The sequence below is a fragment of the Pseudomonas sp. S1(2024) genome (assembly GCF_046557535.1).
The window spans coordinates 1-19,975 of record NZ_JBKGFP010000115.1 but is presented as its reverse complement, the minus strand read 5'-3'; the positions used below and the strand labels follow the sequence as shown (position 1 = coordinate 19,975).

The following is a 19,975-nucleotide window of genomic DNA, read 5'->3' as shown; positions in this document are numbered from 1 at the left end:
ATGTTTTTGGGTCGTTAGCGGACACTCCCGCCCCAAAGGGGAAGCATTGACTTTGTGGGAGCGGGCGTGCCCGCGAACGAGGGCGAAGCCCTCGCAATGGGCCTTAACGCGAAGCTAGCAGCGCCTTGCCGCGGGCGACGGCCGCACGCACCTGCGCCGGTGCGGTACCACCAATGTGGTTACGGGCATTCACCGAGCCTTCCAGGGTCAGCACGGCAAACACGTCCTGCTCGATCTGGTCGCTAAACTGGCGCAGTTCGTCCAGGCTCATCTCGGCCAGGTCCTTGCCGGTGTCCACGCCATACTTCACCGCGTGACCCACGATCTCATGGCAGTCACGGAACGGCAGGCCACGGCGTACCAGGTAGTCGGCCAGGTCGGTGGCAGTGGAGAAACCGCGCAGGGCCGCTTCACGCATGATGGCGTGCTTGGGCTTGATTGCCGGAATCATGTCGGCAAAGGCACGCAGCGAGTCGCGCAGGGTGTCGGCCGCGTCGAACAGCGGTTCCTTGTCTTCCTGGTTGTCCTTGTTGTAGGCCAGTGGCTGGCCTTTCATCAGGGTCAGCAGACCGGTCAGGGCTCCGAACACACGGCCGCTCTTGCCACGTACCAGTTCCGGCACGTCCGGGTTCTTTTTCTGCGGCATGATCGAGCTGCCGGTGCAGAAGCGGTCTGGCAGGTCGATGAACTGGAACTGCGCGCTGGTCCACAGCACCAGCTCTTCGGAGAAGCGCGACAGGTGCATCATCGCCACACTGGCGGCGGCGCAGAATTCGATGGCGAAGTCGCGGTCCGACACGCCGTCCAGCGAGTTGCCGGCCACGGCTTCGAAGCCCAGCAGCTTGCAGGTGAGCTCGCGGTCGATCGGGTAGGTGGTGCCTGCCAGCGCGGCGCTGCCCAGGGGCATGCGGTTGGCACGCTTGCGGCAGTCGACCAGGCGCTCGTAGTCGCGGCTGAGCATTTCGAACCAGGCCAGCAGGTGATGGCCGAAGGTGACCGGCTGTGCCGTCTGCAGGTGGGTGAAGCCGGGCATGATGGTTTCGGCTTCACGCTCGGCCTGCTCCAGCAGGCCCTGCTGCAGGCGAGTAATCTCGGCCAGGATCAGGTCGATTTCGTCGCGCAGCCACAGGCGAATGTCGGTGGCCACCTGGTCGTTGCGGCTACGGCCGGTGTGCAGCTTCTTGCCGGTGATGCCGATACGGTCGGTCAGGCGTGCCTCGATGTTCATGTGCACGTCTTCGAGATCGACGCGCCAGTCGAAGGTGCCGGCTTCGATTTCACCCTGGATGGTCTTCAGGCCATCGATGATGGTGTCGCGCTCGGCATCGCTGAGCACGCCGACCTGCGCCAGCATGGTGGCATGGGCGATCGAACCCATGATGTCGTGGCGGTACAGGCGCTTGTCGAAATCGACCGAGGCGGTGAAACGGGCGACGAAGGCGTCGACGGGTTCACTGAAGCGGCCGCCCCAGGACTGATTGGTCTTGTCGGTGCTCATGGATTCACTCATTGCAGGCGTGAACGAAAAAGTGGCGCCGATGATAGCAGGGTTTGGGCCGGCCGCCGCAGGGCGCTGGTCGACAGAATTGCGCGGAAAACGATAGAGAAGGATTTGCAGGAATGAACGGCAGTGTTCCACGGACCGTCTACAGTTGGACAGGAGGACTGGCAGTGAATCTGCCGGCCGAGTGAATCTTTGGCCTTCGCACCGGTCTAGAGCGTGACCTTAGTGTCGCTCGAACCATACCTGTCTACGCTATACCTGTGCGAGACTCATTCAGGAATCCAGCGCAATTATGAATGTCCTGATCGTTGATGACGAACCCCAAGGCCGTGAGCGCCTTAGCCGGCTGCTCGGCGAACTGGAGGGTTACACCGTGCTGGAGCCTAGCGCCACCAACGGCGAGGAGGCCTTGGCGCTGATCGAAAGCCTTAAGCCCGATGTGGTCCTGCTGGACATCGGCATGCCAGGCCTGGATGGCCTGCAGGTTGCTGCTCGCTTGTGCGAGCGCGAGGCGCCTCCGGCGGTGGTGTTTTGCATCGGGGACGATGAATACGGTGCCGAGGCTTTCAAGGACAGTACCCTCAGCCATGTGACCAAACCTTTCCAGGCCCAGGCCTTGCGCGATGCCCTGCGCAAGGCCGAAAAGCCCAACCGCGCCCAGTTGGCGGCGCTCACCAGGCCGGCCAACGAAGGCGGCGGCCCGCGTAGCCACATCAGTGCCCGCACGCGCAAAGGCATCGAGCTGATCCCTTTGCCCCAGGTCATCTATTTCATTGCCGACCACAAGTACGTGACCTTGCGCCACGAGGCCGGGGAAGTGTTGCTCGACGAGCCGCTCAAGGCCCTGGAAGACGAGTTTGGCGAACGCTTCGTGCGTATCCACCGCAATGCCCTGGTCGCCCGTGAGCGTATCGAACGCCTGCAGCGCACGCCGCTGGGGCATTTCCAGCTATACCTGAAAGGCCTGGACGGTGACGCCCTGACCGTCAGCCGGCGCCATGTGGCCGGTGTGCGCAAGATGATGCAAACCCTCTGAGCCTGTACCGGCCCAATCGCCGGTAAACCAGCCCCCACAGGTATAGTGTCAGCCTTGAGCCTTGCACGGCTGAGGGAGCTGGCTTGCCGGCGATTGGGCGGTACAGGTAAGCACAGGATCCTGATCCACATCTGCTAGCGATACCGGCGATGCTGTTATCATCGACAGCATTTCTCTGGATCGGGGCGTTCCATGTCCACTCGCGAAATCCGCATTGCCACCCGTAAAAGTGCCTTGGCCCTGTGGCAGGCCGAATACGTCAAAGCCCGCCTCGAGCAGGCCCACCCCGGTCTGCTGGTGACCCTGGTGCCCATGGTCAGCCGTGGCGACAAGCTGCTCGACGCGCCGCTGGCAAAGATCGGTGGCAAGGGCCTGTTCGTCAAGGAACTGGAAACCGCCCTGCTGGACAACGAAGCCGACATCGCCGTGCATTCGATGAAGGACGTGCCCATGGACTTCCCCGAAGGCCTGGGCCTGTACTGCATCTGCGAGCGCGAAGACCCGCGCGATGCCTTCGTTTCCAATACCTTTGACAGCCTCGATGCGCTGCCTGCCGGCAGCATCGTCGGTACCTCCAGCCTGCGTCGCCAGGCCCAGTTGCTGGCGCGTCGCCCGGACCTGCAGATCCGCTTCCTGCGCGGCAACGTCAACACCCGCCTGGCCAAGCTGGATGCCGGTGAGTACGACGCCATCATCCTCGCCGCCGCCGGTTTGATCCGCCTGGGCTTCGAAGACCGCATCACCTCCACCATCAGCGTCGATGACAGCCTGCCGGCTGGCGGCCAGGGCGCGGTGGGCATCGAATGCCGCAGCGCCGACCGGGAAATCCACGCGCTGCTGGCGCCGCTGCATCATGCCGATACCGCCGACCGGGTGGTGGCCGAGCGCGCCCTGAACAAACGCCTGAATGGCGGCTGCCAGGTACCGATTGCCTGCTATGCGGTACTGGAAGGTGACCAGCTGTGGCTGCGTGGCCTGGTCGGCCAGCCCAGCGGCGGTACCCTGCTGGTGGCCGATGCCCGCGCACCGCGTACTGCCGCCGAAACCCTGGGCGTGCAGGTGGCCGAGGACCTGCTGGGGCAGGGCGCCGAGGCCATCCTCAAGGAAGTCTACGGCGAGGCCGGCCACCCGTGAGTTCGTGGCGCCTGTTGCTGACCCGGCCTGCCGAGGACTGTGCGGCACTGGCGCAAAGCCTGGCAGCGGCGGGGGTAGCCAGCAGCTGCCTGCCGCTGCTGGCAATCGAGCCCGTCGCTGTGGACAACCAGCAACGCCTGTTGCTGGAAGGCCTGCAGGGCTTCCAGGCGATCATCGTGGTCAGCAAGCCGGCAGCCCGTTTGTTGCTTGAGCAATTGGCCGAGGCCGGCCTGCGGCCACCCATGCAAGGTTGGTTCACCGTGGGCGAGGCGACCGCCGCCGTGCTTCAGGGTGCAGGCCTGGCGGTGAGCGTCCCGCCACGCGGCGATGACAGCGAAGCGTTGCTGGCGCTGCCAGCCCTGCGCCAGGCAGTTGCCGTGCCGGCACCGCGGATCTTGATCGTTCGTGGTGTGGGAGGTCGCGAACTGCTGGCAGAGCGTCTTGCAGAGCAAGGTGCTAGTGTCGATTATCTGGAACTGTATCGTCGCTGCCTGCCGGCTTACCCGGCGGGCACCCTGATGCGCCGCATCGAAGCGGAACGCCTCAATGGCCTGGTGGTCAGCAGTGGGCAGGGTTTTGAACACTTGCAGCAGATGGCCGGCGCCGATTGGCCGCAGCTGGCGCGTCTGCCGCTGTTCGTGCCCAGCCCTCGGGTTGCCGATCAGGCCAGGGCCGCCGGGGCCCAACAGGTTGTGGATTGCCGTGGCGCCAGTGCCACGGCCTTGCTGGCAGCCGTGCAGCGCAGCGCTGCACCTGCCTCTTAAGGCGCTAAGCTGAATGCGGTGCGCCCCCATGCAAAGGATGGATACGTGAGCGAGACTGTCTTGTCCAATAACGATCAGCCGTCGGCACAGGCGCCGGCGGAACCCGTCACCACCCCACCTGCCAAGCGCTCCGGCAGTGGCCTGGCAACGCTGGCCCTGCTGTTGGGCGCGGCCGGGGTGGCGGTAGGTGGCTGGGGTGTCTGGCAGGTGCGTCAACTGCAAGGCAGCGAATTCAACCAGGGCCAGCACATCGAGGCGCTGAACCAGCGCGCCGAGGCCCTGCAGCAGCGTGAGCAGCAGATCAGCGCGCAACTGGCCAGCCTGCCGGCAGCCAGCGAGCTGGAAGACCGCCGCCGCCTGGTGGCACAGTTGCAGGGTGACCAGCAACGTCTCAGCCAGCGCCTGGAAACCATACTGGGCGAAAGCCGCAAGGAATGGCGCCTGGCCGAGGCCGAGCACCTGCTGCGCCTGGCCACCCTGCGCCTGTCGGCGCTGCAGGACATCACCAGTGCCAAGGCCTTGGTCGAGGGGGCGGACGAGATCCTGCGCGAGCAGAGCGATCCGGGTGCCTTCGCCGCCCGTGAGCAATTGGCGCGCAGCCTGGCCACGCTCAACAGCACTCAGCAACCGGACCGTACCGGCCTGTTCCTGAAACTCGCCGCTCAGCGCGAGCTGGTGCAGCAACTCAGCGCCCAGTCGCCAGAGTTCGACACCAATGCCGATGCCCTGGGCGCGCTCACCGCCGATGGTGATGGCGCCAGTCGCCTGTCCCAATGGTGGGCCGAAATCTCCAAGTACTTCCAGATCGACTTCAACGCCGATGACAACGTGCGTCCGCTGCTGGCCGGGCAGCAACTGAACCAGCTGCGCCTGGCCCTGAGCCTGACCATCGAACAGGCCCAGTGGGCAGCGCTCAATGGCGATAGCAAGGTCTACACCCAGGCGCTGGACGACGCCCGCAGCGTGCTGCTGGCCAACTTCAACGCCGACAACCCGCAAAGCAAGGCCATGCTTGACAGCCTCAATGCCTTGGCCGAACAGCCGGTGTCGGTGGTTACCCCTGACCTCAGCGAAAGTCTGGCTGCAGTGCAGGCCTATATCCAGCGCCGCCACCTGCCGGCCGATGCTGAAGGGGGCAAGCCATGAAGCGTGTCTACCTGCTGGCCGTGCTGGCGATCGTGGTCGCCGCGGCGCTAGGTATCGCGGTCGCCAAGCACAGCGGTTACGTGCTGATCTCCTATGGCAGCTTCCGCTACCAGTCGGGGCTGTGGGCGGCCCTGGCCGGCTTGCTGGTTGTGGTGCTGTTGCTGTGGCTGGTGCGCTACCTGGTCGGCCTGGTGCTGACTTCCAGTGGCGTGGTCAACCCGTGGTCGCGGCGTAATCGCAGCCGGCGTGTTCGTCTGGCCATCGAGCAGGGCCAGCTGGACCTCGCCGAGGGCCGTTGGGCCAGTGCCCAGCGCCATCTGCACCGTGCCGCCGAGGCCGAGCGCCAGCCGTTGCTTTATTACCTCGGTGCCGCGCGTGCCGCCAACGAGCAAGGCCGAACCGAAGACAGCGACAACCTGCTGGAACGTGCTCTGGAGCGCCAGCCGCAAGCGGAGCTGGCTATTGCCCTGACCCACGCGCAATTGCAGATGGACCGTGGCGAAAGCGACGGCGCGCTGGAAACCCTGCTGGCCATGCAGGAGCGCCACCCGCACAACGGCCAGGTGCTGCGCCTACTGCAGCGCCTGCACCTGGAACGCGGCGACTGGTCTGCCCTGATCCGCCTGCTGCCTGACCTGCGCAAGGGCAAGGTGCTGCCGGCCGCCGAGCTGGCTGCCCTGGAGCAACGTGCCTGGGGCCAGAACCTGAGCCTGGCCACCACCCGTGGCGAGGATGCGCAAAGCGCCCGTCAGGCTTTGGAGCGCGCTTGGCAGCAACTGACTGCTGCCCAGCGCCAGGAGCCACAACTGGTGCTGGCCTATGCCGAGCAATTGCGTCAGGTGGGCGCCCAGAGCGAAGCGGAACAAGTGCTTCGCACCGCCCTCAAGCGTGAATACGAAAGCCATCTGGCACGCCTGTACGGGCTAGTGCGCGGCGATGACCCGGCGCGCCAGCTGCAAACAGCCGAAGGTTGGCTCAAGGCCCACCCGCAAGATGCCAGCCTGCTGCTAACCCTGGGCCGTCTGAGCTTGCAGAACCGCTTGTGGGGCAAGGCGCGAGACTACCTGGAAAGCAGCCTGCGCATGGAACGCAACCCCGAGGCCTGTGCCGAGCTGGCGCGCCTGCTCGCCGGCCTTGGCGAGACCGAGCGCAGCAACCAGCTGTTCCAAGAGGGCCTCGGCCTGCTGGACGAGCGCCTGCTGGCCCTGCCTTTGCCCGAAGGCGTACGCGCCTGACCTACCCCAGGGCCCGCGCAAAGGTGCGGGCTTCGGGGGCGGGTAACTTTTCTCTCTGTGTAAGTTAGATCTGCAGTCCATTTCTTCAGACGTTTCCTACCGCATGGTTGGAAATTTCCTTAGCGATTCAGCGACTTGTCCTTACTGTCGCGCCTTGAAACAAAGCGCTTCTTTCCTCTACCGTTTCAAGCCTCTTCATTATCCCGGGACCTTCACCGCCCATGCTGCCGGCCCGTTTGCGCACCTTTTTCCTACCTGCCTGCCTTGCTGCACTGGCGGTACTGGCTGCGTCCTTCCACCTGGAAAGCGTCCTCGGGCTGGTGCCCTGCCCGTTGTGTTTCAGCCAGAGGTTGCTGCTTGGAGTGTACGCAATGCTGTGCCTGGCGGCAGTGCTGCAGGCACCGGGTACGGCGGGCATTCGTTGTTATGCGCGGGCGACGCTGGGCTGTTCGCTGGCCGGGGCGTTGCTGGCAGCGCGACATGTATGGTTGCAGGGGGATGACGGGGCCATCGCTGTCTGCCCGGTGCCGCTCGGGCGGCTGATCGAGCAATCCTGGGGCGAGGCAGCCCGGCAATTGTTGTTCGGCGGCCCGGATTGCAACTCGCTGACCTGGAGCTTCCTCGACCTGACCCTGCCCGAGTGGAGCCTGTTGGCGTTCCTGCTGCTGGCAATGCTGCCCTTGAGTTGCCTGCTGGCGTATCGTTTCCGCACCCTGGCGAGAACATGACTTGGCGCAAGGTTGCACCGTTGGCACGACCAATGGCCGTGTAACTGGGTATTAAACACTTGTATGAACTTTGTCCGCTGCGTACCTTGAAGGGCAGCACGCGCGGGAATAATCTCCCAGCACGCATACCGAAAACACAACTGCTCGATGCCGCCTGCTGATGTCACCTTTGTGCTGCACGGTCGTGGTGCGAGGTGCAGCGGCATCTACCCAGAAGGGAAGAGATTGCCATGCTCGATAGTTGTCAGAACGCTCAGGAACGCTGGGGTGGGGTTCACAAACTGATCGACCGCTGGCTGGAGGAGCGCCAGGAACTGGTGCAGGCTTTCCGCGCGCTGCGCGATGCCAAGCCGGCCTTCGCCGACAAGGACACGAACGGGGACTTTTGCGCGCTCCTCGTTGACTACGTTTCGGCGTGGCATTTCGAAGTCTGCGAGCAGTTGGTCAGTGAGGCCAAGGCCTTCGGCGACGAGAAGGCGCTGAAGCTGGCCGAAGAGATCAACCCACGGATCAACGACAGTACTCAGGTCGCATTGGCCTTCAATGACCATTGCGCCAAGGGTGAGTGCAAGGACACCGAGCGCTTTGCCGAAAAGCTGGGCAAGCTGGGTGGCCTGCTGCACGAGCGCTTCGAACTGGAAGACTGCCTGATCGAAGTGTTGCACAACGCGCACAAGGAAGAAGGCGCATTACCGGCGTGAGTGTTGGCGTCAGTCGCCAACCGCCAGCAGTTCTATCTCGAACACCAGGGGGGTGTAGGGTGCAATCAGGTCGCCCGCACCCTCGGCGCCATACGCTAGCGCCGACGGGATCACCAGGCGCCATTTGGCGCCAGCGTGCATCTTTGGCAAGGTCACCTGCCACCCTTCGATGACTGAGTCCAGGCTGAACCATTGGGGCGTCTGGTTCTGGTCGAACACCGAGCCGTCTGGCAGCCTGCCCACATAGCGCACCTGCACCTTGCCGCCGGCTTTGGGCTGCGTGCCCGTGCCTGCTTGCAGTTCGCTGTAGAGCACACCCTCCGGTAGTTCGTGCACGCCATAACGACCACGCTCGTTGGCCAGGAAGCGTGTTTCGGCAGCTTGCAGCTTCTGCATGGCGGCATCGCCTTCCTGTGCTTCCTGCTGCTGGATCAAAGCCTGCATGCGTGCCTTGTCGAGTTTCAGCGGTTGCCCCTGGTAGGACTGGCGCAGGCCTTCTACCAGCGCATCCAACTGCAGGCGCGGCATATCCTGGCGCAGCCGCTCACCCAGGCTGGCGCCGATGCTGTAGGCGAGGTCATGTTCTTCGCTGTCGGCCAGGGCGATGGGTGCCAGTAGGCATAAACCTAAAAGAAGATATCGAGGCATGGTCAGTTCCTGCGCCAATGAGCGGGGAAGTATGCCAGTGTTCCGTTTTGTATTGTGTGCTCGCGGTCCCTGTAGGAGCGGCCTTGTGTCGCGACAGGGCTGCAAGGCAGCCCCGGCAATATCTGCGGTGGTGCTGAAATCAAGGGGCTGCTCCGCAGCCCATCGCGACACAAGGCCGCTCCTACAGGAGTGCTGTGCAATACAGATAACTGCCAAATATCAGCAATGATTTATTCAGCAACTACACTTGCTCGGAGCTGCAAGATAACAACTTTGCCCAGGCATGCAACGCGGCGTAAACAATACTGTCAACATGCCCTAGCGGCGGTAGCAGCAGAAGCATAGTATGAGCCGCAATCTCGTCAGCCAGGAGGTAAACCATGTCGGCTAAAAAGAAGCCAGTAAGCACGCCGTTACACCTGCTCCAGCAACTTTCGGGCAGCTTGCTCGAACACTTGGAAGATGCCTGCTCGCAAGCGCTGGCTGATGCGGAAAAACTGCTGGCCAAGTTGGAAAAGCAGCGTGGCAAGGCCCAGGAAAAACTGCACAACGGTCGCCTGAAACTGCAAGACGCGGCCAAGGCAGGTAAAGCCAAGGCGCAGACCAAGGCGCAAAAAGTCATTGGCGAACTTGAAGAACTGCTCGACTCTCTCAAGGAACGTCAAACCCAGACTCGTTCTTATATTCAGCAACTCAAGCGCGATGCCCAGGACAGCCTCAAGCTGGCCCAAGGTGTAGGCAAGGTTCGCGAAGCTGCAGCCAAGGCGCTTGACCAGCGTGCTGCCAAGACCTCCAAACCGGCAGCCGCCAAACCCGTCACCAAGGCTGCTGCGGCCAAACCTGCAGCCAAGCCGGCCGCCAAGGCCACTGCTGCTGCCAAACCTGCAGCCAAGCCAGCCGCCAAGGCCACTGCTGCTGCCAAACCTGTGGCCAAGCCAGCCGCCAAGGCCGCTGCTGCTGCCAAGCCTGCAGCCAAACCAGCTGCCAAAGCCACTGCTGCTGCCAAGCCTGCAGCGAAGCCAGCCGCCAAGGCCACTGCTGCTGCCAAGCCTGCAGCGAAGCCAGCCGCCAAGGCCACTGCTGCTGCCAAACCTGCAGCCAAGCCAACTGCCAAGGCTACTGCTGCTGCCAAACCTGCGGCCAAGCCAGCCGCCAAGGCCACTGCTGCTGCCAAACCTGCAGCCAAGCCAGCAGCCAAAGCCACCGCAGCCGCTAAACCTGCAGCCAAGCCAGCGGCGGCCAAAACGCCAGCCAAAGCCGCTGCTGCCAAGCCGGCCGCGAAACCAGCTGCCGCCAAGGCCCCAGCACGTACGGCCGCCAAACCCGCCGCCAAGCCAGCAGCTGCCAAGCCTGTTGCCAGCAAGCCAGCCGAAGCCAAACCGGCTACGCCAGCCGCCAGCACTTCGGCCGCCGCGACCAACTCGGCCACCCCGGCAGCTTCGGTAGCGCCATCGGCACCTGCCAGCACCCCGGCTCAGGCACCGTCTTCGGCGTCCTGAAGCGCTGCCGCCGCGACGCGCAATCCAACCAGCGCGTCGTGGTGGCGGGCCTGGTCCGGCGCCAGCCGGGCCAGCCAGTCGTCCATGGGCTCATGGGCGCTTGCCGGCCATTTTCGCGAACGCTCCTGCAAGCGTTCCAGCAAGGCTTTCTCGGCCTGTAATTCCAACCCTTTCACCTGCTCACGCAACGCCGCCAGCTGCGCATCACTTTGCGCTGCTGCTCGCCACTGTTGGCGCAAGCTACGTAATGGGTTGACCACTTCGCGCTGCCAGGGCTCGGTAACCTCGCGCAATGCCTGTACGCGTTCGTCCCGCACGGCCACGCCACGCGCCTGCAGCCAGGTTGCGCACAGCAGCAGACAGACATCGCCACCCAGCGCCTGCAGTTCAAGGCAGGCGGCTTCCACGCCGGGCCTGGCGTACAGGGCCAGGGCGTGATTCCACAGGTCGGTGTGCATGGTTCCACTCGCGCTATGGGCCGAGGAAGCTGGTAGACTCCGCGACCATCATGATCAGACTATCCAACCTCACTTTACAGCGTGGTCCGCAGCGCTTGCTAGAAGGCGCCGAGATGACCCTGCACACCGGTCACAAGGCCGGCCTGATCGGCGCCAACGGCGCCGGAAAATCCAGCCTGTTCGCCTTGCTGCGCGGTGAGCTGTCGCCCGATGCCGGCGATTGCCAGCTGCCCGGTGACTGGCGCATCGCCCACATGCGCCAGGAGGTCGATACCCTCGATCGCCTGGCCGTGGACTATGTGCTCGACGGTGACGTGCGCCTGCGCAAGGTCCAGGCCGAACTCGCTGCGGCCGAGCAGGCCCACGACGGTACCGCCCTGGCGCGCCTGCATATTGAGCTGGATAGCGCCGACGGCTATACCGCCGACGCCCGCGCACGCAAGTTGCTGGCCGGCCTTGGTTTCACCAACGAACAGATGGACCGCCGCGTCGGCGACTTCTCCGGTGGCTGGCGGATGCGCCTGAACCTGGCCCAGGCCCTGATGTGCCCCTCCGACCTGCTGCTGCTCGACGAGCCCACCAACCACCTGGACCTGGACGCTATCCTGTGGCTGGAGGACTGGCTCAAGGGCTACCCCGGCACGTTGTTGCTGATCTCCCACGACCGCGACTTCCTCGATGCCGTGGTCGACCATGTGCTGCACGTCGAGCAGCGCAAGCTGAACCTGTACAAGGGCGGCTACACCGCCTTCGAGCGCACCCGGGCCGAGCGCCTGGCGCAACAGCAGCAGGCCTACGAGAAACAGCAGGCCCAGCGTGCGCACATGGAAAAGTACATTGCCCGCTTCAAGGCCCAGGCCACCAAGGCCCGCCAGGCACAGAGCCGGATCAAGGCCCTGGAGCGCATGGAGGAGCTATCGGCGGCGCATGTCGATTCGCCGTTCGACTTCGTTTTCCGCGAGTCGCAGAAAATCTCCAGCCCGCTGCTGAGCCTGTCCGAAGGCCGCCTGGGCTACGGTGACAAGGCGATCCTCGACAAGGTCAAGCTGCAGCTCACCCCCGGTGCGCGCATTGGCCTGCTCGGCCCCAACGGCGCTGGCAAGTCGACCCTGATCAAGAACCTCGCTGGCGAGCTCGAGCCACTATCGGGCCGCCTGGTGCGGGGTGAGAACCTGGCCGTGGGCTACTTCGCCCAGCACCAGCTGGATTCGCTGGACGACAAGGCCAGCCCGCTGCTGCACCTGCAGCGCATTGCCCCCACCGAGCGTGAGCAGACCCTGCGCGACTTCCTGGGCGGCTTCGACTTCCATGGCGATCGCGTCGACGAGCCGGTGGTGAACTTCTCCGGTGGTGAGAAGGCCCGCCTGGCGTTGGCCCTGATCGCCTGGGAGCGACCGAACCTGCTGCTGCTCGACGAACCGACCAACCACCTCGACTTGGAAATGCGCCTGGCGCTGACCATGGCCCTGCAGGAGTTTGCCGGTGCCGTGGTGGTGGTGTCGCACGACCGTCACCTGCTCAAGAGCACCACCGACGACTTCCTGCTGGTGGCCGACGGCAAGGTCGACATCTTCGATGGTGACCTGGACGACTACAGCCGCTGGCTGGTCGAGTACCGCCAGCGCAGCGCGCCGGCCAGTACCACCCCGGTCAACCCGGACAAGACCGACAAGAAGGCCCAACGCCAGGCTGCCGCAGCCTTGCGTCAGCAACTGGCCCCGCACAAGAAGGCTGCCGACAAGCTGGAAGCCGACCTCAACCAGGTGCACGCGCAACTGGCCGAGATCGAGACCGCGCTGGGTGATGGTGGCCTCTACGACGCGTCGCGCAAGGACGAGTTGCGTGACCTGCTGGCGCGCCAGACCAAGCTGAAGCAGCGCGAAGGCGAACTGGAAGAGGCCTGGATGGAAGCGCTGGAAACCCTCGAAAGCATGCAGGCCGAGCTCGAGGCGCTGTCCTGATGGAGGAACTGCGTTCGCTGCTGCCAGGGCAATGGATGGACACCTTCTGGCTGGGCTTGCAGATACTGTTGATCCTGGTAGCGGCCTTCGTCCTGCAGCGCATCGTTGCACGCGGGCTGAGCCGCCTGAGCCAGCGTTACCCGTTGCCGCCGGAGCTGCTGGTGCCGGTGCGTGGTGGCCTGCGCTGGCTGATCATGGGCAGCGCGTTGCTGTTCGTACTGGAGCGCCTGGGTGTATCGGCGACGGTACTGTGGACAGCACTGTCCGGCTTCGTCGCGGTGGCAGCAGTGGCTTTCTTCGCCATGTGGAGCGTGCTGTCCAACCTGCTGTGCGCGGTGCTGATCTTCACCGTCGGGCCGTTTCGTATTGGTGATGTGGTCGAACTGGTTGACACCCTCGACAAGCCGGGCGTCAAGGGCCGGGTGATTGCCATCAACCTGCTGTTCACCACGCTGATGGAAATGCCCGAGGCGGGCGGGGCGCTGGTGCAGGTGCCCAATAGCCAGTTCTTCCAGAAGTCAGTACGGCGCTGGCGCGGGGCTGAGGTGCAGTCCATGCACAAAGAGTCGTCCGCCGAGGTGGATTGATTAATCCTGTACGGCCCTCTTCGCGGGCTTGCCCGCTCCCACGGGAAATCCATAGCCTTTGAGAGCAGCGCAATACCTGTGGGAGCGGGCAAGCCCGCGAAGAGGCCGGTACTGGCGGAGTAAATCCTGCAAAATTTACTGGTTATTTTTTCACCAACACCTTAGCTTAACGTTTTGCAACATATGTCCGAGCGAGGTGTGTGATGTCGATGGAAGTGTGGTTGGGCTTCTTTGCCGCCTGTTGGGTGATCAGCCTTTCACCCGGCGCCGGGGCGATTGCCTCGATGTCCAGTGGCCTGCAATACGGTTTCTGGCGTGGTTACTGGAACGCCCTGGGCCTGCAACTGGGCCTGATCCTGCAGATCGCCATCATCGCCGCCGGCGTCGGTGCTGTTCTGGCTGCCTCGGCCACGGCGTTCCAGATAATCAAATGGTTCGGTGTCGCCTACCTTGTCTACCTGGCCTACAAACAGTGGCGTGCGCTGCCCTTGGACATGAGCGATGAATCCGCCGTGCGTCCGATCGGCAAACCGCTGAGCCTGGTGTTCCGTGGTTTCCTGGTCAACGTCAGCAACCCCAAGGCGCTGGTGTTCATGCTGGCGGTGCTGCCGCAGTTCATCAATCCGCATGAACCGCTGTTGCCCCAGTATGTGGCGATCACCGTGACCATGGTCGCCGTGGATATGCTGGTGATGGCGGGGTATACCGGGTTGGCTGCGCGGGTGTTGCGCTTACTGCGTACGCCCAAACAGCAGAAGCGTTTGAACCGGACTTTCGCCGGGTTGTTCATTGGCGCGGCTACCTTCCTGGCGACTTTGCGTCGCGCGCCAGTCTGACAGACCGTATGTAGCCCATTCGCGGGCAAGCCCGCGAATGGGCCACCTCTATTTCTGCTTGTCCACCAACCCCTTGAGCAAATCCACCGGCAGCGGAAAGACGATGGTCGAGCTCTTGTCCCCGGCAATCGTCCCCAGCGTCTGCATGTAGCGCAACTGCATCGCCCCTGGCTCCTTGCTCAGCATCTGCGCCGCCTGCATCAACTTCTCCGAAGCCTGCAACTCACCTTCGGCATGGATCACCTTGGCCCGACGTTCACGCTCGGCCTCGGCCTGGCGGGCAATGGCGCGCACCATCGATTCGTTGAGATCGACGTGCTTGATCTCGACGTTGGCCACCTTGATACCCCAGGCATCGGTCTGTGCATCAAGCACCTGACGAATGTCCGAGTTCAGTTGCTCGCGTTCGGCCAACAGTTCATCCAGTTCGTGCTTGCCGAGCACCGCGCGCAGCGTGGTCTGGGCCAGCTGGCTGGTCGCCACGAGGAAATCCTCGACCTGGATGATCGCCTTCTGCGGGTCGAGCACTCGGAAGTAGAGCACGGCGTTGACCTTGACCGAGACGTTGTCGCGGGTGATCACATCCTGAGGTGGTACATCCAGCACCACGGTGCGCAGGTCCACTCGCACCATTTGCTGGATTACCGGGATCAGCAGGATCAGCCCCGGCCCCTTCACCTGCCAGAAGCGCCCCAGTTGGAACACCACGCCGCGCTCGTATTCGCGCAGGATGCGGAACGCCGACAGCAACAGCATCGCCAGCACGATCAGCACCGCGCCGAAGCCCAATTGCATGAACATGGTCATTCTCCTTGCGCCGCGGGCGCGGCGGCGCTCACTTCCAGCATGACGCCATGGCGCGCGGTCACCCGCACGTTCTGGCCCGCTTGCAGTGGCGTTGCACACTGCGCTTGCCATTGCTCGCCCTGGGCCAGCACAAAGCCACAGAACGGGTTGCCCGCCATCACCTGTGTGACGGTGACCAGGCTGCCGACCAGGCCGGCGTCACCGCTGACCAGCGCCCGTCGGCGGGCCTTGAGCGCCATGCCCAGCACACCGCCGATCAGCAGCGCCGAGAGCACCGCCAGGATGCCGATCAGGGCCAGCGGGATACCGAAGCCAGGGGCATCGGTGTCGATCAGGATCAGCGCGCCGACCACGAAGGCGACAATGCCGCCAAAGCCGACCACGCCGAAACTGGGCAGGAAGGCTTCGGCGATCATGAAGGCGATGCCGAGCAATATCAGCGCCACCCCGGCGAAGCTCACCGGCAACAGCTGCAGGGCATATAGCGCCAGCAGCAGGCATATACCGCCTACCACGCCGCCGACCGTCGAGCCGGGGTTCATGAATTCGAACAGCAGGCCGTACACACCGATCATGATCAGAATCAGCGCCACGCTGGGGTTGGTGATGACCGCCAACACCCGTGTGCGCCAGTCCGGCAGGTGCTCGACCAGGTTGGCGCCGGCGGTCTGCAGTTGCAGGGGCTGGCCAGCGACAGTGAGCGTTTTGCCATCGAGCTTGTGTAGCAGGTCACGCAGGTCATCGGCCATCAGGTCGATAACGTCAAGCCTCAAGGCCTCGCTGGCGGACAGGCTGACCGCCTCGCGCACGGCCTTCTCCGCCCAGTCGGCATTGCGGCCGCGCAGCTGCGCCAGGCCACGGATGTAGGCCGCCGCATCGTTGACCTGCTTGCGCGCGAGGGTATCGTCATCGCTGCCTTTGGCCTTGTCATCCTTGGGCGTGCCTGGCGGAGCACCGACCTGCACGGGGGTTGCGGCCCCCAGGTTGGTACCGGGCGCCATGGCCGCGACATGGCTGGCATAGAGGATATAAGTGCCGGCGCTGGCGGCGCGGGCTCCGCTGGGGGCGACGAAGGTTGCGACCGGCACTGGGCTGGCGAGAATCGCCTTGATCATCTGGCGCATGGCGCTGTCCAGCCCGCCCGGGGTGTCCATGCGGATAACCACCAGTTGTGCACCCTGTGCCTTGGCCTGGTCGAGGCTGCGCACCAGGTAGTCTGCGCTGGCAGGGCCGATGGCGTCATCGACACCCAGCACCCAGACTGCACCAGGCGCTGCCTGACCGCCTGGCGTAATGCCAAGCAGCAACACCAGCAACAGCCAGCGCCAGCAGCGGGCGATCACCTGTCGTCACCTCGTTTGCCTCTATTGCACAAGTTTAGCCCTGCCTGCTGGTACCCGGCCTAAAATTGGAAATTGGGGGGCGAAACCGGAGGTGCATCATGCGTATGGCAAAGACCCTGCAGGATCGCCTGGACAAGGCCAACTGCGATTACGACATCATTCCCCATCCACATTCGGCCACCAGCCTGGAGTCGGCCCGTACGGCCGGCGTGCCCGCCGAGCGGGTCGCCAAGTCGGTGATGCTCGATGACCGTCATGGCAACTACATCATGGCCGTTCTACCGGCCAACCGGCATCTGGACATGACCAAGGTGCGCATGTCCGGGGCCTGGCAACTAACCCGTGAAAGCGGCCTGCCGAGCCTGTTCGGCGACTGCGAGCGCGGTGCCGTACCGGCCCTTGGCGATGCCTACCAGATAAAAATGCTGGTCGACCCGAGCTTGACCCGCCAGGGCGATGTCTACCTGGAAGCGGGTGACCACGATCACCTGATCCACATGAGCATGGAGCAGTACATGAAACTGGTGCCGCACGCCGAAGTGCGCGAGCTGTGCTGATGTTTTCACACCAATGCCGGGCGGGCGTCGTGGACGGCTTGCCTGGCTCTCAGGAGGAACCATGGAAGCGCCGATTCATCCCTTTGCCGAGCTGTTCAAACAATTGGGCCTGCCTGACGATGCGGTGAGCATCGATCAGTTCATCGCCAGCCACTCGCCACTGAAGAACGACATCAAGTTGGTGGATGCGCCGTTCTGGACCGCTTCCCAGCGCGAGTTTCTCAACGACAGCATCAATGAGGATGCCGACTGGGCGGAGCCATTCGATCAACTCAACGAAGCGTTGCGCCGCCCTCGAAAATAAAGCGCCGAGTGGCACCTGACGAGTGATTGGCCGTTGCTATGCTCAGGAAAACAACAAGGGGATAGCGCGATGAAAGATCCCTACGCACCGGGTTTCTGGTGCTCCGTGACGATCCTGGGCACCCTGACGGCCAGTTACTTCTATGGCATCAGGCATTCGCAACAGATGAACCAGGCGGTGCATTTCCTGTATGCCGCTGCCGCTGTCACTGTGGCGGTTGCACTGGTGGCGCTGGCCTGGATCGCCTGGCAGCAATTGCACCTGAACAAGCGCGAGGTGGTGCAGGGGCGAACGTTGCTGACCATCTGGAACACCAAAGTTGCGCTGCGCCGCGTCGAGACGGTGTTCGACCGCTACTTCTGGGGCAGCTACTGGCATTCGGGGCGCACCTTCGAAGAGGTCATGGGCGAGCTCAAGGGCACGCCGCTGGAGCAGAGCCTGGATGCCCTGAAACGCCAGTGCCGCTTGCTCGACCGCGAAATTCATGACCACCACCACCACTGGCTGGCCAATGCCCGCGACCTGTCCAGCGTGGCCCAGGCCATGGCCCGTGAACGCTACCAGCTGGATCTGGGCGAACCTACCCGCAGCGGCAATGGCAACACTGCCGTGCTCAATCGGGATCTGGAAGTGCTGGTGTACACCTGGTCGGCGCGCCTGCGCAGCTTCGACCATCAGCTGGACGAACTGGAGCGCGCCTACCATTGAGGCGCTTCATTCACCGCGGATGTATTGCTCCAGTTGCAGGATCAGGCTGGCCTGTTCGGCGATGGTTTCCTTGACCAGGTCGCCGATCGACAGCAGGCCGAGCAGCTGGCCATTGTCGACCACCGGCAGGTGGCGCAGGTGGCGGTCGGTCATCAGGTTCATGCAGTAGTCGAGCTTCTGCTTCGGTTCCACGGTGACCACCGGCGCACTCATGATCTCGCGCACAGGGGTGGCGGCGGACGAGCGGCCCTTGAGCACCAGTTTGCGCGCATAGTCCCGTTCACTGACGATACCCACCACCTGGTTGGCCTCGACCACCGGGAGCGCACCGACGTTTTTTTCCGCCAGCATTTTCAGTGCGTCGAGTACCGAGTCATCCGGGCCGATGGTGTACACGGTCTGATGCTGGGACTTGGTCTTGAGGATTTGTTCGACGGTCTTCATACGGGCCTCTGCTGGGGAAAAAGCGATGTCTCGGAGTAAATAAAGCATCCGGCACGGCGCTCTGCACGGCAATGCAGGAAACGGCATCGAGTCGATTGAAAAACGTCATGAGTTGTCGCCTGTGCCGGCCTCTTCGCGGCTAAAGCCGCTCCCACAGGGTGGGAGCAACTGTCTTGTGTTGCCTGTACTGGCCTCATCGCCGGCAAGCCAGCTCCCACAGGGATAGCACCTGGCTCGAGGCCGATGCGGTCGAGGTGGGAGCAACTGTCTTGCTCAATTTCAAAAAGCTGGCGCGATCCCTGTGGGAGCGGGCTTGCCCGCGAACACGGGCGAAGCCCGTGCCATCCACCACGGTGTTGGCTTCGCGGGCAAGCCCGCTTCCACGCGGCTCACGCTGCGTTCTGGATTTACGTTGTACTTTCAGGCTGCGGTAGCACTAGATCGAGCCATGATGTACCCGTTCTGAGCATGGCATTTAACCGCACGATGAACGTTCTCATGCAGGCCACGATAGCGACTTTGGGAAGTTTTCCGCGCTCCCGCAGTGACTGATAACGAGCCTTGAGTGCTGGGTTGTATTTCATCGCCACAAGGCATGCCATGTACAGCGATCGCCTGACCGCAAATCGCCCGCCAGAGATAGAGCGCTTGCCCATGAATTTCCCGCTGTCGTGGTTGAAGGGCGCCACCCCAACCAGGGAGGCAATTTCTCTGGATTCAACCCGACCTAGCTCCGGCAGCAGCGCTATTAGTTTGCCCGCCGTCACCATCCCAATGCCTTTCACTTTGATCAGCTGGGCAACCCGTTCGTCGTTCAGCATCGCGATTTGCTGTTCGATCTCACACTCAACCCGTTTGATCTGCGCCTTGAAGTGTTTCAGGTTGGCATTCAGGTAGTTAGCAACTGCAGTCGATTGCACCTGCTTCAGGCGCCGCAGGTCGTCATCTCGCTGTTGAACCATCCGATCACGTTGCTGAAGCAACTCTCGCAGAAGCGCTCGTTCGGGGCTGACTCGTAGAGAGGGTTGATCTGGAATGACTTCGGCATAGTGCGCCAGAACCTCGGCGTCGATGGCGTCAGTCTTGGCCTTGATGCCTAAAGAGTCAGCGAATGACCTGGCTCGCCTGGGATTGACGCGTATGACCTTGTAGCCAGCGTCCTGTAGAAAACGCATGACATCTCGCTCGTAGCCACCCGTCGCCTCTAACAGGACGCGTTTGATACTGAGCTTGCGAAGGCTCTCCAGTAGCGCCTCAAACCCTGTTGGATCATTGCTTAAATGCATTTTGATGCCCTGTGGCCGCACCGCAGCATCAAGGGAGAGACTGGAAACATCGATACCCAAGAAGGAAGCCATCACCAAAACCTCCTAAACTCAAAACAGTGAGAGGACTTTGGCTTGGCCCACGCTTGTGATTCGAGATCAGAGCCGCATCCAACTGTTCGGGCTCTCGCCAAAGTGGAACGGTGAATGGCAGCTTTTGCTCCCACACGTGCTCAAGGCACCTACGGCATTCAGCTTGCCATTCACCGCTCTCACTCCAAATTCTAATCCCCCATCAAGACACAAGCGG

The 19,975-nt window shown here is 63.1% G+C and carries 21 protein-coding genes; 14 read left to right on the top strand and 7 right to left on the bottom strand.

Annotated features, from left to right (window positions below):
• Positions 1-103: 103 nt before the first annotated feature.
• Positions 104-1,498, bottom strand: coding sequence for an argininosuccinate lyase (gene argH, locus ACLCGK_RS29885; protein WP_025337274.1), 1,395 nt, complete (start codon positions 1,496-1,498; stop codon positions 104-106).
• Positions 1,499-1,796: 298 nt separating this feature from the next.
• On the opposite strand from argH, the gene ACLCGK_RS29880 reads away from it, so the two are divergent.
• The 7 genes from ACLCGK_RS29880 to ACLCGK_RS29850 all read left to right on the top strand — a co-directional run bounded on the left by ACLCGK_RS29880 (position 1,797) and on the right by ACLCGK_RS29850 (position 8,248).
• Entirely contained in the window at positions 1,797-2,540 is a 744-nt protein-coding gene (locus ACLCGK_RS29880) for a LytR/AlgR family response regulator transcription factor (protein ID WP_410953481.1), read from the top strand.
• Positions 2,541-2,732: 192 nt separating this feature from the next.
• Positions 2,733-3,674 carry a hydroxymethylbilane synthase gene (gene hemC, locus ACLCGK_RS29875; RefSeq protein WP_003260212.1) on the top strand — a complete coding sequence of 314 codons (942 nt, stop codon included), beginning with the start codon at positions 2,733-2,735 and terminating at the stop codon, positions 3,672-3,674.
• Positions 3,671-4,438, top strand: coding sequence for a uroporphyrinogen-III synthase (locus ACLCGK_RS29870; RefSeq protein ID WP_410953480.1), 768 nt, complete (start codon positions 3,671-3,673; stop codon positions 4,436-4,438). The genes hemC and ACLCGK_RS29870 overlap by 4 nt, the downstream gene beginning before the upstream one ends.
• Before the next feature lie 45 nt (positions 4,439-4,483).
• Entirely contained in the window at positions 4,484-5,584 is a 1,101-nt protein-coding gene (locus ACLCGK_RS29865) for a uroporphyrinogen-III C-methyltransferase (RefSeq protein WP_015268542.1), read from the top strand.
• Positions 5,581-6,819 (top strand): heme biosynthesis protein HemY, encoded by a 1,239-nt coding sequence (locus tag ACLCGK_RS29860; protein ID WP_015268543.1) that lies wholly within the window; start codon positions 5,581-5,583, stop codon positions 6,817-6,819. The genes ACLCGK_RS29865 and ACLCGK_RS29860 overlap by 4 nt, the downstream gene beginning before the upstream one ends.
• Before the next feature lie 221 nt (positions 6,820-7,040).
• Positions 7,041-7,547: a disulfide bond formation protein B gene (locus ACLCGK_RS29855; protein WP_015268544.1), complete on the top strand. Its 507-nt coding sequence runs from the start codon at positions 7,041-7,043 to the stop codon at positions 7,545-7,547.
• A gap of 230 nt (positions 7,548-7,777) precedes the next feature.
• Positions 7,778-8,248: an Rsd/AlgQ family anti-sigma factor gene (locus tag ACLCGK_RS29850; protein ID WP_023662697.1), complete on the top strand. Its 471-nt coding sequence runs from the start codon at positions 7,778-7,780 to the stop codon at positions 8,246-8,248.
• Positions 8,249-8,257: 9 nt separating this feature from the next.
• Here ACLCGK_RS29850 and ACLCGK_RS29845 read toward each other — a convergent pair whose 3' ends face one another.
• Positions 8,258-8,896 carry an FKBP-type peptidyl-prolyl cis-trans isomerase gene (locus tag ACLCGK_RS29845; RefSeq protein WP_410953479.1) on the bottom strand — a complete coding sequence of 213 codons (639 nt, stop codon included), beginning with the start codon at positions 8,894-8,896 and terminating at the stop codon, positions 8,258-8,260.
• A gap of 380 nt (positions 8,897-9,276) precedes the next feature.
• Between ACLCGK_RS29845 and ACLCGK_RS29840 the strand changes: the two genes are divergently transcribed.
• Positions 9,277-10,395 (top strand): AlgP family protein, encoded by a 1,119-nt coding sequence (locus ACLCGK_RS29840; protein WP_410953478.1) that lies wholly within the window; start codon positions 9,277-9,279, stop codon positions 10,393-10,395.
• Here the strand turns inward: ACLCGK_RS29840 and ACLCGK_RS29835 are convergent.
• Positions 10,371-10,853: a TIGR02444 family protein gene (locus ACLCGK_RS29835; RefSeq protein WP_410953477.1), complete on the bottom strand. Its 483-nt coding sequence runs from the start codon at positions 10,851-10,853 to the stop codon at positions 10,371-10,373. The two genes, ACLCGK_RS29840 and ACLCGK_RS29835, sit on opposite strands and share 25 nt — an antisense overlap.
• A gap of 50 nt (positions 10,854-10,903) precedes the next feature.
• Here ACLCGK_RS29835 and abc-f point away from each other — a divergent pair, with 50 nt between their 5' ends.
• The 3 genes from abc-f (at position 10,904) to ACLCGK_RS29820 (ending at position 14,237) form a co-directional block, all read left to right on the top strand.
• Positions 10,904-12,814 (top strand): ribosomal protection-like ABC-F family protein, encoded by a 1,911-nt coding sequence (gene abc-f, locus ACLCGK_RS29830; protein ID WP_410953476.1) that lies wholly within the window; start codon positions 10,904-10,906, stop codon positions 12,812-12,814.
• Positions 12,814-13,401, top strand: a complete 588-nt coding sequence (locus ACLCGK_RS29825) for a mechanosensitive ion channel domain-containing protein (RefSeq protein ID WP_402914658.1) — start codon at positions 12,814-12,816, stop codon at positions 13,399-13,401. Before abc-f ends, ACLCGK_RS29825 begins: the two co-directional genes overlap by 1 nt.
• 203 nt (positions 13,402-13,604) lie before the next feature.
• Positions 13,605-14,237 (top strand): LysE family transporter, encoded by a 633-nt coding sequence (locus ACLCGK_RS29820; RefSeq protein ID WP_015268551.1) that lies wholly within the window; start codon positions 13,605-13,607, stop codon positions 14,235-14,237.
• 48 nt (positions 14,238-14,285) lie between these two features.
• On the opposite strand, the gene ACLCGK_RS29815 is transcribed toward ACLCGK_RS29820, so the two are convergent.
• Positions 14,286-15,038, bottom strand: a complete 753-nt coding sequence (locus ACLCGK_RS29815; RefSeq protein WP_015268552.1) for a slipin family protein — start codon at positions 15,036-15,038, stop codon at positions 14,286-14,288.
• A gap of 2 nt (positions 15,039-15,040) precedes the next feature.
• Positions 15,041-16,387, bottom strand: coding sequence for an NfeD family protein (locus ACLCGK_RS29810; RefSeq protein WP_015268553.1), 1,347 nt, complete (start codon positions 16,385-16,387; stop codon positions 15,041-15,043).
• A 98-nt stretch (positions 16,388-16,485) separates the two neighbouring features.
• Here ACLCGK_RS29810 and ACLCGK_RS29805 point away from each other — a divergent pair, with 98 nt between their 5' ends.
• The 3 genes from ACLCGK_RS29805 to ACLCGK_RS29795 all read left to right on the top strand — a co-directional run bounded on the left by ACLCGK_RS29805 (position 16,486) and on the right by ACLCGK_RS29795 (position 17,956).
• Entirely contained in the window at positions 16,486-16,944 is a 459-nt protein-coding gene (locus tag ACLCGK_RS29805; protein WP_015268554.1) for an aminoacyl-tRNA deacylase, read from the top strand.
• Between the two features lie 61 nt (positions 16,945-17,005).
• Positions 17,006-17,248 carry a DUF2789 domain-containing protein gene (locus tag ACLCGK_RS29800; protein WP_015268555.1) on the top strand — a complete coding sequence of 81 codons (243 nt, stop codon included), beginning with the start codon at positions 17,006-17,008 and terminating at the stop codon, positions 17,246-17,248.
• A 69-nt stretch (positions 17,249-17,317) separates the two neighbouring features.
• Positions 17,318-17,956 (top strand): NADH:ubiquinone oxidoreductase subunit N, encoded by a 639-nt coding sequence (locus tag ACLCGK_RS29795; RefSeq protein ID WP_410953475.1) that lies wholly within the window; start codon positions 17,318-17,320, stop codon positions 17,954-17,956.
• A gap of 6 nt (positions 17,957-17,962) precedes the next feature.
• On the opposite strand, the gene ACLCGK_RS29790 is transcribed toward ACLCGK_RS29795, so the two are convergent.
• Both ACLCGK_RS29790 and ACLCGK_RS29785 read right to left on the bottom strand, forming a co-directional pair.
• Positions 17,963-18,400: a CBS domain-containing protein gene (locus tag ACLCGK_RS29790; protein ID WP_015268557.1), complete on the bottom strand. Its 438-nt coding sequence runs from the start codon at positions 18,398-18,400 to the stop codon at positions 17,963-17,965.
• Between the two features lie 407 nt (positions 18,401-18,807).
• Positions 18,808-19,758, bottom strand: coding sequence for an IS110 family transposase (locus ACLCGK_RS29785; protein WP_075047071.1), 951 nt, complete (start codon positions 19,756-19,758; stop codon positions 18,808-18,810).
• Positions 19,759-19,975 lie beyond the last annotated feature (217 nt).